Genomic DNA, 13,584 nt, shown 5'->3' with positions numbered 1-13,584 from the left:
CCGGATTTCAGGCCGGGTTTCAGGCCGGATGCAGGCAGGCGACGCAGCAGCGTTCGGTCAGGATGCCGGCATTGAGCGATGCAATGGCGCCAGCCTGGCTGGCATGCAGCATCCGGCCCCCGGCACAGTCTGCTTCCACCGGCTCGGCGCCAAGGTTGAGCCAGATCGACAGCCGGCTGCCGTCGCCCAGGCGCCAGCGCGCCACCAGCGCGCGGTCGGCCAGCGGCGTGACGCCATCGGGCTGGCAGTGGCGCAGCCTCGGCATGATTTCGTTGCGGCGGATCGACAGCAGTTCGCCGTAGTAGTGGTTCCACGCGCGGCAATCGCCGTCGGTGTCGTCGCAGACCGGGCGCGAGGCGTCGAACGTCTGCGGCGCGTTCGGGTCGGCGATGCGCGCGGCATGGGCGTCGTCGCGGAAGGCCGCCGACGCGGCGAATTCGCGGCGCCTGCCGTCGCGCACCGCCTGCGCCAGTTCGGGCGGATGGTCGGTGAAGTAGAGGAAGGGCGTGCGCGCGCCATGTTCCTCGCCCATGAACACCAGCGGTATCTGCGGGCAGAGCAGTTGCAGTGCCACGGCCGCCCGCAGGGCGTCGGGGGCGGCCAGCGTCGTCAGGCGCTCGCCGAACGCGCGGTTGCCGGTCTGGTCGTGGTTCTGCAGGAACATCACGAAGGATGAAGGGGGCAGCGCCGCGCTGGGCTGCCCGCGCCGCACCTCGCGGCCCTGGAGCGGGCCGTTCTGGTCGCCACTGCGGTGCGGCGATACCTCGCCCTGCCAGGCGAAGCCTTCGCCCAGCACGCGCACCAGGTGATGCAACGCTGGCGTGCCGACGGCCTTCGCGGGCGTGGCGCCCGGCAGTTCGGCCTGGTATTCGCGGTAGTACCCGTCGTGCTCGCCCGTGAGCAGCACGTGCAGCGCGTGGTGGGCGTCGTCGTTCCACTGCGCGTCGTAGCCGGCCTGCATCAGCGCCACATCGTTGTGGTCGTTTTCCAGCACCAGATGCACATGGCGGTCGGGCAGGCAGGCACGCAGGTCGTGGGCCAGTTGCGGCAGCCAGCCTTCGTCCTCGATGGCGTGCACGGCGTCGAGCCGCAAGCCGTCGAAGCGGAACGATTCCAGCCAGTAGCGCGCGTTCTCGCCAAAGAAGCGGCGGACCTCCGCGCGACGAAAGTCGATGGCGGGCCCCCATGGCGTCTGCCGGTCGGTGCGGAAGAAGGGGCTGGCGTACTGGTGCAGGTAGTTGCCCTCGGGCCCGAAGTGGTTGTAGACCACGTCCAGGAACACCATCATGCCCAGCCCATGGGCCGCGTCGATCAGCGCCCGCAGTTCGTCGGGCGAGCCATAGCTGCGCTCGGGCGCGAACGGCAACACGCCGTCGTAGCCCCAGTTGCGGGCGCCGGGAAACTCGGACAGCGGCATCAGTTCGATGGCGGTGAAGCCCAGTGCCGCCAGGCGGTGCAGCTCGGACATCACGCCCGTGTAGCCGCCGAACAGGCCCACGTGAAGCTCGTAGATCACGGCTTCGTGCCAGGGGCGCCCGCGCCATTCGGTGTGCTGCCAGGCGTAGGCGGCGCCGTTCTCGGGCAGGCACAGCACGCTGGCGCCATGGACGTCGTCGGCCTGCAGGCGCGAAGCCGGATCGGGCACGATCGTGCCGTCGTCCAGCCGGAACCAGTAGCGCACGCCGTGGCAGCAAGGCACCACCGCCTCGAACCAGCCGTGCTTGCCTTCCATCATCACCACCGGTGCCATGCCCGCCACTTCGAGCCGTACCGCATGGCCTTGCGCGGCGGCGTCGGGCGCCCACAGGCGGAACCGGACGCGGCCGTCCGCCAGGCGGACCGGGCCGAACCAGTAACCCGTGGCGGCTTCGTCGCCGCAGGGCAGCAGCCGGGCATCGGCGCCCAGGGTTTGCCAGTTCGAGTGGACCGGCAGGCCGTCACGGGGCGGCGGGGATGGCGTAGCAGTCATCATCGGGAGCTACCTTCGGGCAGGCAATCGCACATCCAGTTACGTGGCAGGCTGCACGCGGGTCAGGCGGGCGTCACGGCCGCGCCGGCATCGGCCGGCGACAGTGCCGGTGCGTCGGGCACGGCCACCGGACGGCGACCACCGCGCGCCGGCTGTACCGTCGGCGCCGTGGCCACGGGTTCGGCGGCCACTGCCGGTACATGCGCCAGGGCCGGCGCCAACGCGCCGTACAGGGCCAGGTACTGGTGCGCGGGGCCTTCCCAGCCGAAGTCGGTCTGCATGCCGGTACGTTGCAGGCTGCGCCAGTGACGCTGGCGGCCATACCATCCTAGTCCACGGGCCATGGCGGCGCACATCGCCTCGGCCGATTCGCCATCGAAAACGATGCCGTTGGCGCGTGCGGCCGGTGCGGTGCCCTCGCCCACGTCGCGCACGGTGTCGGCCAGGCCACCCACGCGCGACACGATCGGCACGGTGCCGTAGCGCATGGCATAGACCGGCGTCAGGCCGAAGGGCTCGAAGCGGCTGCCGTGCAGCAGCATGTCCGCGCCCGCGTGCAGCAGGTGCGCATCTTCCTCGCGATAGCCGATGGCCACGCCCACGCGCTGCGGATGCCGCTGGGCCAGCGCGCCATACGCCGCTTCCAGCTTCGGATCGCCGCAACCCAGTACCACGAACTGCGCATCGGCGTGCGCGGCAAGCGCCAGGTCGATGGCGTCGAGCGCCACGTCGGCCATCTTCTGGTGGGTCAGGCGGCTGCCCATGGCGATCAGCGGGCGGTCGGCGTCCGCCGGCAGGCCGTGGCGCGCCTGCAGGGCGGCCTTGCAGGCACGCTTGCCCGTCAGGCTGCGGGCGTCGTAGCGCTGCGGCAGCAGGCGGTCGGTCCGTGGCGACCAGGCGTCGGTATCGACACCGTTCGGGATCGCGCCCAGCACGGCCGCACGATGCGCCAGCAGGCCGTCCAGCCCATGGCCAAAGTGCGGCGTCAGGATTTCGCGCGCATAGGTATGGCTGACCGTGGTGACGCGGTCGGCATAGCGGATACCGGCCTTCAGGAAGTTGATCTTGCCCCAGAACTCGATGCCGTCCGGCGTCAGCGATTGCGGGGGCAGGCCCAGCGGCCCGGCCGCGGCCATCGGAAACACGCCCTGGAAGGCCAGGTTGTGGATCGTGCAGACGGTGGGGATGCGCAGGCCACGCGCGTGCATCAGCAGCGGCGTCAGCGCGGCGTGCCAGTCGTGTGCATGCACCAGGCTCGGCACCGGCAGCGGCGTTTCGCCCGCCGCGATGGCCGTGGCGGCATGCGCCAGCGCGGCAAAGCGCTGGGCGTTGTCGCAGAAGTCGCGGCCGGTGGCGTCAACGTACAGCGACCCCGGCCGGTCGTAGAGCGACGGGCAGTCAAGGAACACCACGCGCACGCCGCTGTCCGGCATCAGTCCTTGCAGCAGCCGCGCAGGGCTGTGTCCGGGAGGCAGGGCCATTGGCAGGTGGATGGCGCCGAGGCTGTGCACGTCGCGTGCCGCCGCCACCGCGCGAGGGTAGCCCGGCATCAGGATCGTGACATCGGCGCCGCGCTGCAGCAGCGCCTGCGCGAGTCCGCCTACCACGTCAGCCAGGCCGCCTGTCTTGGCCAGGGGCTGGGCTTCTGCCGCCACAAACAAGGTGTTCGCGTTCAAGGAGAGACTCCCGCTGGTTTGCCGTTCTGCTGGGATGTACTGGACGGTCCGTGCGGCGCCGCACACAGGGCGCCGCCGGACGCAGAAGCATTGCAATGCGAACTTTGTGCCAGCCCGGCCGGCGGCCGGCGTGCCGCGTGACGCCTGAGGCCGCTGCCATGGCGGGGCCGCGCGCGAGCAACGCCGATGTATAAGGTGCCGCCGCCGTTGTAGAAACTGCCGCGGGCGGGCCGGCCATCCACCAATCTGCAATCGATGGCGTCGGCCCGCCGGGCATGTGATGACAGCGCTACTGCCGGGGCTATTGGCAGCGCTCGCTGAAGCTGCCGATGGCGTCGCCGGCGCGGCGCGGCCCCTGGACCTGGCCGCTGGACCGCCGCAGCAGGCACACGGGCACCGGGTCGACATGCCAGACGCGCTCGCAGTACTCGCGGATGGCCCGGTCCGACGAGAACCGGCCCGACCGCGCGGTCGACAGGACCGACATGCGCTGCCAGCGTGCCGGGTCGGCATAGGCGGCCGACACATCGCGCTGGCACTGCAGGTACGACGCGAAATCGGCCATCAGCATGTACGGGTCGTGCAGCAGCAGCCCGTCGAACAAGGGGCGGAACACGGCCGCGTCGCCCTTCGAGAAGAAGCCGTGCTGGATCAGGTCCACCACCGCGCGCAGTTCGGGGCTCGATTCGTAGTAGGTGGACGGATGGTAGCCGGCCGCCCGCAGCGCATAGACCTCTGACGCATTGAGCCCGAACGGGAAGAAGTTGTCCGCGCCGATGGCGTCGCGCAGTTCGATATTGGCGCCGTCCATGGTGCCGATGGTGATGGCGCCGTTCATGGCGAACTTCATGTTGCCGGTGCCGGAGGCCTCCTTGCCCGCCAGCGATATCTGCTCGGACAGGTCCGCCGCCGGGTAGATCTTCTGGCCATAGGTCACGTTGAAGTTCGGCAGGAAGACCACCTTGAGCCGGTCGCGCACGTGCGGGTCGCGGTTGATCACCTCCGCCACCGACGTGACGAAGCGGATCATCAGCTTGGCGTAGTGGTAGCCCGGCGCGGCCTTGCCCGCGAACAGGAACGTGCGCGGCGGGATGTCGGCGCGCGAATCGGACTTGATCTGGTGGTAGAGCGCGATGATGTGCAGCACGGCCAGGTGCTGGCGCTTGTACTCGTGGATACGCTTGACCATCACGTCGAACATCGACGATGGGTCCACCGTCACGCCGGTGGTATCGCGGATCAGCTGCGCCAGGTCGCGCTTGTTGTCGCGGCGCACGGCCTGCCACTGGGCACGAAAGCCGGCATCGTCGGCGTATGGCTCCAGCGCCTGCAACTGGCTCAGGTCCTTGATCCAGCCATCGCCAATGGCGTCGCTGACCAGTCGGGTCAGGCGCGGATTGGAAAGCGCCAGCCAGCGCCGGGGCGTGACGCCGTTGGTGATGCTGGTGAACTTGTCGGGCCACATGGCGTAGAAATCCTGCAGCACGTCCTCGCGCATCAGGCGCGAGTGCAGGTCGGCCACGCCGTTGATGGCGTGGCTGCCCACGCAGGCCAGCCCCGCCATGCGCACGAAGCGTCCGCCTTGCTCGTTGACCAGCGACAGCCGCGCCAGCCGCGATTCGTCGCCGTAGAAGCGGATGCGCACCTCGTCCAGAAACCGTGCGTTGATCTCGTAGATGATCTCCAGGTGGCGCGGCAGCACGCGCTTGAACAGTTCCAGCGGCCACTGTTCCAGTGCCTCGGGCAGCAGCGTGTGGTTCGTGTAGGCAAAGGCGTTGCGGGTGATGTGCCAGGCATCGTCCCAGCCCAGGCCGTGGTCGTCCACCAGCAGCCGCATCAGTTCGGCGATGCCCACGGCGGGGTGGGTGTCGTTGAGTTGCACGGCGAACTTCTCGTGGAAGCGGGACACCGGTATGCCGTGCGAGGCCAGCAGCCGCAGCATGTCCTGCAGCGAGCAGGCCACGAAGAAGTACTGCTGCTCCAGCCGCAGTTCCTTGCCCTGCTGCGTTTCGTCGTTCGGGTACAGCACCTTGGTCAGGTTCTCCGACGTCACCTTCTTGCTGACCGCGCCCAGGTAGTCGCCCCGGTTGAAGGTGTGGAAGTCGAACGCCTCGGTGGCCTCGGCGCGCCACAGGCGCAGCGTGTTCACCGTGTTGACCCGGTAGCCCAGGATCGGTGAATCGAACGGCACGCCCACCACGGTCTTGTCGGGTACCCAGCGCACGCGGTAGCGGCCGCGGTCGTCGGTGTAGTGCTCGGTGTGGCCGCCCAGCCGCACCTGTACGGCCCATTCGGATCGCTGGATCTCCCACGGGTTGCCATGGCGCAGCCAGGTATCGGTGGTTTCCACCTGCTGCCCGTCGATGATGTTCTGGTGGAAGATGCCGTACTCGTAGCGGATGCCGTAGCCCAGCGCGGGAATTTCCAGCGTCGCCAGCGAATCCATGAAGCAGGCGGCCAGCCGGCCCAGGCCGCCGTTGCCCAGCCCCGGTTCTTCCTCGTGCGAGAGGATGTCGTCCAGATCCAGGTCCAGCGTGGTCATGGCCGCGCGCACCTCGTCGACGATGCCCAGGTTGACGAGGTTGTTGCCCAGGTGCGGCCCCATCAGGAATTCGGCCGACAGGTAGGCCACCGTGCGCGACGGCTGCGTCTGGTAGGTCTCGGCGGTGCTGATCCAGCGCTGCACCAGCCGGTCGCGCACCGTGTGCGCCAGCGCCTGGTAGAGATCGTTGCCGCTGGCATGGCCGGGCAGCTTGCCCTGGGTGTAGAACACGTGATCCAGGAAGGCGCGCCGGATGGTGGCGCTGGACATCGCGGTGCGCGTGTCGTCCGCGCTCTCGGGCACGGCAGTCGCGGCGGTCTGGGTGCCGCGGGTTGCATCGGCTGGGGCCGGCCGCAGCCGGGATGCATCGGTCATCACTTGACTCCTGGGCAGATCAACATGGAGGGAGACTTCTTGATGGTTTCAGGCTAGAAAAGAAATCAGGCGGCACCGGGGAAGCACTGTTGCCGGTGCTGGTATGAAAACTGCAGCGCAAGGGGCCTTCCCATCCTGCAAACCACTGCGAGACGCGCCATGGCTACCCACATCCCGCATGACCCCGTGCGCCGGCCGGACCGTCGGCCCGACCAGAGCCCCGATCACAACAAGGAAAAAGGGGACCAGCCCGCCCGCAACCTGCCGGACAAGCATCCGCCGCCGCCATCGGTCAGCAAGACCGCGCGCGAACACGGCTAGCGCTTTCGGCATCCCGTTGTAGTTTTTGCAAACCGCACTGCGCTGGCATGTACCGGACGTGGCGCGACAGCCCGTGCCCATGATGCAAACGATGTGGGAAACGACGCACACGTCCCGGGCCGCCGGGACGGAGCGCCGGATGCGTTGACCGCCTCCAAGAACGGCGGCTGCAACAAGACAGAAAGGAGCGTAGCCATGACCCTGCCGGGTGCCGCATTGCTTGATGCGCTCGATGCCGTCGATGACACCGCGATCTTCGTGCTGTCGAGGGATGGCCGTGTCAGTGCGTGGACCGAGGCCGCGCGGCGTGTACTGCTGTTCACCGCCGACGAGGTGATCGGTTCGCCGCTGTCGCGCTTTCATCCCGCCGATCCCGCCAATCCGACCGACCCCGCCGATCCCGCCGATCCCGCCTTTCCAGGCGACGGGGCCGCCACCGCCGAACAGTTGCTGACGACGGCCCGGGCGCACGGACGGGCCGAGGACAAGGGGTGGCGCATGCGCCGCGACGCCAGCGTGTTCTATGCCAGCGTGGTGATCGTGGCGCTGGCCGGGCCGGATGGTGACCAGGACAGTCGCCGGCCGAGTGACCGCAGTGTCGGGCCCGACGGCTTTGCCGTGGTCTACCGCGACATCACGATCCAGTACGCCGCCGAAGAGCATGTCAGGGTGGTCGAGGCGCGCTGGCACGACCTGCTCGACACGATCGATGACAGTGCCATCTGCGAGCTTGGCCCCGAAGGGCAGATCCGAAGCTGGAACGCCGGCGCCCAGGCGCTGTTCGGCTACACGGCGCCGGAAGCGGTAGGGCAGTCGCTGTCGCTGCTGTATCCCCGGCCTCCCCGGCCTCCCCGGGCCGATATGGCGCCGGACATGGCGCCGGCCACGGCGTCCGATGGGGCCTCCGGCAACCCGCCGGCCAGCGCCCCCGGCTTGCTCGAGGCCGTGCGGGCCAGCGGCGCGTGGTCCGGCGAGCAACGCCTGCAGCGTCATGACGGCACGCTGGTGCGGTGCCATGTCCGCCAGGCGCTGCTGCGCAATGCCGACCAGGGCGTATCGGGCGTGCTGTGGACCGCGCGCGATCTCACCGACGCGGCTCGCCTGGCCGATCTGGAAGACGCGGGGCGACGCGTGCAGTCGTTCCTGGCCATCCTGGCCCATGAGCTGCGCAATCCGCTGGCCCCGATCCGCAATGCCGTGGACGTGATCCGGCTGACACCGGTGGCCGACACCCGCATCCGCCATTGCGCCGAAATCATCGGCCGGCAACTGCAGTTGCTGACGCGACTGGTGACCGACCTGATGGATGTGGGTCGCGTGACATCGGGCAAGCTCAAGGTGCAGCCGGTGCCCATCCTCTACAACGAGGTGGTCGCCACCGCCATCGAGGCAATGCGGCCCGCGCTGGACGGTGCCAGCCAGAAGTTCGAGGTGGTGCTGCCAGCCGATCCCGTCTTCGTCAATGGCGATGCCGCACGGCTGGAGCAGGTGCTGTCGAACCTGCTCAGCAACGCCACCAAGTACACGCAGCGCGGCGGCACGGTGACGGTACGCGTGCGCGCGGACGCCGGCAACGTGGTGACCACGATCAGCGATACGGGGCGCGGTATCGTGCCGGAGGCGCTGGACCGCATCTTCAACCTGTTCGCGCAGGAAGGCGACGAAACCGCGCGCTCCGGGCTGGGCATCGGCCTGGCCCTGGCGCGGGCCGTGATCGAGGCGCACGGCGGCGCCATCCAGGCCAGCAGCGCGGGCGAGGGCCACGGCAGCACGTTCACGGTCATGCTGCCCGAGGTGCAGATGGACGGCGCCAGCGTGCCGCGCCCGGGCACGGCGCAGTGCGCGGGCCAGCGCATCCTGATTGTCGATGACAGTGCCGATTCGGCCGACAGCATGGCCGAGTTGCTGACCGTGCTCGGGCATCACGCCCAGCCGGTCTACACCGGCATGCGCGCCGTGGAAGCGGTGCGCAGCTTCGCGCCCGATGTGGTGCTGCTGGACCTGGAGATGCCGGACATGAGCGGCTACGAGGTACTGGATGCGCTGCGCCAGACCGGCCTGGGACTGCGTGTCTTCGCGCTGACCGGCCGGAGTTCGCCCGACGACCGGCGGCGTACCGAGGCCGCCGGCTTCGACGCGCACCTGGTCAAGCCGCTGACCGTCGAGGCGCTCTGCCGGGCGCTGGCCGATCTGCACGCTTCCTGAGGCGTCACGCATCGCGATCTCCGCCGGCCCGATCGTTCCCATCGTCCGCATCGTCACGGTCATCCCCTTCGTCCCCGTCGCGCAGGGCCGTCACCCGCCGCGCCACTTCCGGACGCGTGAACAGGTCGCGCGGATCGGCATCCAGCCGCCGCTGCCAGTTTGGATGGCCGGATACCGTACCCGGCAGGTTCGGCTGCTCACGCAGCGCCAGCAGGTCTTCCACCGGCACCAGCCGCAACGGGCAGGGCGCGCGATGCAGCCAGCGCAACACGGTTTCGACGGGCGCGGCCTCGGCCTCGGCCGAGGGTTCGGCGCCGTGCGCCACGCCGCCGTCACGCATGGCTTGCCACAGCGCGCTGCGTTCGGCGGCGCGCAGCGCCATCAGCCCGGCCTCGGTCTCGTCGGCGGCCAGTTGGTGCAGCCGCGCGCGCCAGGCAATGTCGCGGCCCGCCCACCAGCCCGCGATCGTCGGCAGGTCGTGCGTGGTCGTGGTGGCCACGGCCAGCGCGGGCCAGCGCTCGGGCGGCAAGAACGCGGCGCTGATGGGCTCGGCGGCGACCGGGCTTTCGCTGGGTGCCTGGGCGGGTGGCGAGGGCGGGACGTCGGGCAGGGCGTCGGCCCTGGCGTCGACGCCTTTGTCGTCCTCGGCCCCGGCCCCGGCCTTGTCCTCGGCTTCGCGCACGAACCACAGCACGTCGATGCCCAGTACGCCACGCGCTGCCAGTGCGGTATCGAGCGTCTCCGGCACCGTGCCCAGGTTTTCGCCGATGATGATTGCGCGGTGCCGCCACGATTCGATGGCCACCAGGCGCAGCAGGTCGTCGAGCGGATAGGTCAGGTAGGCACCCGCGCTGGCCGGCGCCCCTTCAGGCACCAGCCACATGCGCGCCAGACCCAGCACGTGGTCGATGCGCAGGCCGCCGGCATGGGCCAGGTTGGCCCGCAGCATCTCGACAAAGGCGGCATAGCCGTTGCGGCGCAGGCCGCGCGGCGAGAACACGGCCACGCCCCAGTCCTGCCCCAGCGGGTTGTACAGGTCCGGCGGCGCGCCGGCGTGGAAGCCGTTCAGGATCTCGGCCTGGCGCGTCCACGCGTGGCTGCCGCCGGGGTCGGTGCCGACAGCAAGGTCGGCGATCACGCCAATCGCCATGCCGGCCGCGCGGGCCCGCTGCTGGGCGTCTGCCAGCCCGTCGGCTGCAAGCCATTGCAGGAAGGCGTGATAACCGACGGCATCGGCGGCCGTCGTGGCCATGGCCATGGCCGCCGCACCCTCGGGGCTGCGCAGCGTGGCGGGCCAGCGTCGCCAGTCGGCCGCATCGCGGATGGCGTCATCGCCAGTGGCGGCGGCCAATCGCTCCGCCTGAATGGCTTCAAATGTCGCGTGGGCCAGCAGGGCCTTGCCGCCGCGTGCGCGGAAGGTGGCAAATGCCTGTTGCTGCGCGGCGGGCAGCAGGGTGTCGTGATGCTGCCAGAGCCAGTGCAGCAGTCGCAGCCGTACATTGGCGATGGCCGGCCAGTCGATCTCGGTGCGGCGCTCGGCTTCGGCCAGCGCCGCGCCAATGCCCAGCGCGGCCACTGCGTGGTCCACGGCGGCCTGGCCAAACACACGCGCCGGGTCCGCGTAGAGCGGGTTGAAGAAGATGCGGCTGGACGGCGAGTAGGGGCTGAAACGCTCGGGCAGCGCCGGAAACCCCGCGTGCAGCGGATTGATCGCGATGGCATCGGCGCCGGCGCCTGCTGCCGCCTCCGCCATCAGCGCCAGCGTGGTCAGGTCGCCCAGACCGCCTGGCCCGCCATCGGTGCCGCGCCGCAGCCCGTACAGTTGCACGGACAGCCCCCAAGGCTTGCTGGCGAGCACCGTGCGCGGCGACGCCGCCAGCGCATCGGCCACGCTGAAGCAGCGCGGCGGCGCCACTGCGAGGGTGGTCTCCACATCGCCCAGCAACAGATGGTGGTAGCCCCACTGCGACACCGGGGCCATCTCCAGCGTGCCGTCGCCGGTGCGCCGGGCGATGCCTTCGATCATCGTGCCGTCCTCGCATTCCAGGCGATAAGGCCGCTCCGGCAGGGTGTGCGCCCATGGCACCACCACGGGCCGGCCCTGGTCTGCGGTAATCAGCGGCGGTAACGCATGGGCGCCATCGTCGGCGGCGAGCCGGGCGCGCGATGCTTCGCACTCGCCGGACGTGCCGCAGGGCAGGTCCAGCGCCGTCAGCACCGTGCGCAGCGCATCTGGCGAGAGCGTCTGTGGCTGGTTCCATGCGTCGCGCCAGCGCACTTGCAGCCCGGCGCGCTCGGCCAGCAGATGGAGCGGGTCGTCTTCGCTCATCGCGACGGGTCCTCGTCCTTGGGCACCGCGGCCACCAGCAGCGCGAGCCCGCGCGCGGGTACCTTGTACGCCGGGCGGCCCTCGGCATCGAGCGCGACGGGTTCGTCCTCCAGGTCAGGCGCGGTACTGTCGAACAGCAGGTGCCAGTCCTCGCCCGGCGTCGGCATGCGGAAAATCACGTCCTCGTGGCTGGCGTTCAGGCACAGCACGATCACTTCCACCTCTTCCTCGGGGCTGTGCGTGGCGCGGCGCAGTGCCAGCGTGCGGTCTTCGGGATTGGCCCATTGCTCGCTGCTCAGTTCGTTGCCGTCGGGCCCGAACCACGCAATATCGGGCAGGCCCGGCGCCGGCTGCGAGCGGCCATGGACGAAGCGGTTCTCGGTCAGCACCGGCAACCGGCGGCGCAGGGCCAGCAGGCGCCTGACCACCTGGCGCATGGGCGCGTTGGAAGGGGCGGCGGCATCGTTCCAGTTCAGCCACGACAACTCGTTGTCCTGGCAGTAGGCGTTGTTGTTGCCCTGCTGGCCGCGCCCCCATTCGTCGCCGGCCGTGATCATCGGCGTGCCCTGCGACAGCAGCAGCGTGGCCATCATGGCGCGTGCCACGCGGCCACGGGTCTCCAGCACGGTCTCGTCGTCGGTGGGGCCTTCGATGCTGCCGTCCGGGCTCCAGTTGGCGCTGGCGTTGTCGTCGTTGCCGTCGCGGTTGTCCTCGTGATTGGCCTCGTTGTGCTTGTGCGCGTAGCTGACCACATCGGCCAGCGTGAAGCCGTCGTGCGCGGTGATGAAGTTGACGCTGGCCCACGGCTTGCGGTGGCGGTGGTCGAACAGGTCGGCGGAACCGGTCAGCCGTGCCGCCAGTTCGCCGCGCTGGCCCGCGTCGCCGCGCCAGAAGCGGCGCACGTTGTCGCGGAACTTGTCGTTCCACTCGGCAAAGCCGGGTGGATGGTTGCCCACCTGATAGCCGCCGGGGCCCAGGTCCCAGGGCTCGGAAATCAGCTTCACGCGCGACAGCAGCGGGTCTTGCAGGATGGCGTCGAAGAAGCCCGATCCCGGGTCGAAGCCGTTGCTTTCACGGCCCAGCGTGCTGCCCAGGTCGAACCGGAAGCCGTCCACGTGGAATACCTCCACCCAGTAGCGCAGCGAATCCATCACCATCTGCAGCACGCGTGGGTGCGACAGGTTCAGCGTGTTGCCGCAGCCGGTGTCGTTGATGTAGTGGCGCTCGTCGCCAGGCATCAGCCGGTAGTAGCTGGCGTTGTCCAGCCCGCGCCACGACATCGTGGGGCCCAGCTCGTTGCCTTCGCACGTGTGGTTGTAGACCACGTCCAGGATGACCTCGATGCCGGCCGCATGCAGGCGACGGATCGCGATCTTCACCTCATGGTGCTGGCGGCCGGACAGATACAGCGGCTCCGGCGCAAAGAACGCCAGCGTGTTGTAGCCCCAGTAGTTGCGCAGGCCGCGCTCCACCAGGAAGCGGTCCTGCAGGAACGCGTGAATGGGCAGCAGCTCGATCGACGTGACGCCCATCTGCAGCAGGTGTTCGACAAAGCGCGGATCGGCCAGCGCGGCAAAGGTGCCACGGTATTGCGGCAACAGGTCGTCGCGCAGCATCGACACGCCGCGCACGTGCACCTCGTAGATCGAGGTCGTGGTCCATGGCTCGCGCGGCGGCCGGTCGTCGCCCCAGTTGAAGCTCTCGTCGATGACGACTGCCTTCGGCATTGTCGGCGCGCTGTCGCGACGGTCGGGCGTGAGGTCGGCACGCGGGCTGTTGAGGCGGTAGCCGAACAGGGCGTCGGACCAGCGCACCGGCCCGCTCAGCGCGCGGGCGTAGGGGTCCAGCAGCAGCTTGTGCGGGTTGAAGCGATGCCCGCGAGCGGGCTCGTAGGGCCCGAACGCGCGATAGCCGTATTGCAATCCGGGCTGGGCATGGGGCAGGTAGCCATGCCAGATTTCGTCGGTGCAATCGGGCAGCGCCAGGCGCTGCAGCTCCTTGCGCCCGTTCGGCGAGAACAGGCACAGGTCGATGCGGCTGGCGTTCGCGGAGAACACCGCGAAGTTGACGCCGAGGCCGTCCCAGTGGGCGCCAAGCGGATACGGCTTGCCGGGCAGCAGGCGATCAACGGTAAGGCTCGCCATGCGTGAAGCTCCTCGTTGTTCTG

7 protein-coding genes are annotated in these 13,584 nt (G+C 69.5%); 2 read left to right on the top strand and 5 right to left on the bottom strand.

Features of this window, described 5'->3' with window-relative positions; translation table 11 throughout:
• Positions 1 to 19 precede the first annotated feature (19 nt).
• The 3 genes from treZ to CYJ10_RS08985 form a co-directional block, all read right to left on the bottom strand.
• Positions 20 to 1,969, bottom strand: coding sequence for a malto-oligosyltrehalose trehalohydrolase (treZ, locus tag CYJ10_RS08995; RefSeq protein WP_180862894.1), 1,950 nt, complete (start codon positions 1,967 to 1,969; stop codon positions 20 to 22).
• Between the two features lie 62 nt (positions 1,970 to 2,031).
• A complete protein-coding gene (gene glgA, locus CYJ10_RS08990; protein ID WP_257993198.1) occupies positions 2,032 to 3,645 on the bottom strand; it encodes a glycogen synthase GlgA in 1,614 nt (537 codons plus the stop codon).
• 301 nt (positions 3,646 to 3,946) lie between these two features.
• Complete coding sequence (locus tag CYJ10_RS08985; RefSeq protein ID WP_101681529.1) at positions 3,947 to 6,457, bottom strand: glycogen/starch/alpha-glucan phosphorylase; 2,511 nt, start codon at positions 6,455 to 6,457, stop codon at positions 3,947 to 3,949.
• A 264-nt stretch (positions 6,458 to 6,721) separates the two neighbouring features.
• Here CYJ10_RS08985 and CYJ10_RS34060 point away from each other — a divergent pair, with 264 nt between their 5' ends.
• Both CYJ10_RS34060 and CYJ10_RS08980 read left to right on the top strand, forming a co-directional pair.
• Positions 6,722 to 6,883 (top strand): hypothetical protein, encoded by a 162-nt coding sequence (locus CYJ10_RS34060; RefSeq protein ID WP_180862875.1) that lies wholly within the window; start codon positions 6,722 to 6,724, stop codon positions 6,881 to 6,883.
• 195 nt (positions 6,884 to 7,078) lie between these two features.
• The gene (locus CYJ10_RS08980; RefSeq protein ID WP_146002002.1) at positions 7,079 to 9,088 is read left to right on the top strand and encodes a hybrid sensor histidine kinase/response regulator; all 2,010 of its coding nucleotides are present in this window, start codon (positions 7,079 to 7,081) and stop codon (positions 9,086 to 9,088) included.
• Positions 9,089 to 9,092: 4 nt separating this feature from the next.
• Here the strand turns inward: CYJ10_RS08980 and malQ are convergent, their stop codons facing one another.
• Both malQ and glgX read right to left on the bottom strand, forming a co-directional pair.
• Positions 9,093 to 11,417: a 4-alpha-glucanotransferase gene (gene malQ, locus CYJ10_RS08975; protein ID WP_101681161.1), complete on the bottom strand. Its 2,325-nt coding sequence runs from the start codon at positions 11,415 to 11,417 to the stop codon at positions 9,093 to 9,095.
• Entirely contained in the window at positions 11,414 to 13,561 is a 2,148-nt protein-coding gene (gene glgX / locus CYJ10_RS08970; protein ID WP_101681160.1) for a glycogen debranching protein GlgX, read from the bottom strand. The genes malQ and glgX overlap by 4 nt, the downstream gene beginning before the upstream one ends.
• Positions 13,562 to 13,584: the final 23 nt, after the last annotated feature.

This window comes from Cupriavidus pauculus (assembly GCF_002858765.1).
In the GTDB taxonomy this organism is placed as follows: domain Bacteria; phylum Pseudomonadota; class Gammaproteobacteria; order Burkholderiales; family Burkholderiaceae; genus Cupriavidus; species Cupriavidus pauculus_B.
Note: the sequence above shows the minus strand (reverse complement) of the source record. Positions and strands in the feature narration are given on the sequence as shown.

Excerpts from the sequence above, each read along its gene's own strand:
- treZ (WP_180862894.1), bottom strand. The coding sequence starts at position 1,969 with ATGACTGCTACGCCATCCCCGCCGCCCCGTGACGGCCTGCCGGTCCAC.
- CYJ10_RS08985 (WP_101681529.1), bottom strand. The coding sequence starts at position 6,457 with ATGTCCAGCGCCACCATCCGGCGCGCCTTCCTGGATCACGTGTTCTAC.
- CYJ10_RS34060 (WP_180862875.1), top strand. The coding sequence starts at position 6,722 with ATGGCTACCCACATCCCGCATGACCCCGTGCGCCGGCCGGACCGTCGG.
- CYJ10_RS08980 (WP_146002002.1), top strand. The coding sequence starts at position 7,079 with ATGACCCTGCCGGGTGCCGCATTGCTTGATGCGCTCGATGCCGTCGAT.
- malQ (WP_101681161.1), bottom strand. The coding sequence starts at position 11,417 with ATGAGCGAAGACGACCCGCTCCATCTGCTGGCCGAGCGCGCCGGGCTG.
- glgX (WP_101681160.1), bottom strand. The coding sequence starts at position 13,561 with ATGGCGAGCCTTACCGTTGATCGCCTGCTGCCCGGCAAGCCGTATCCG.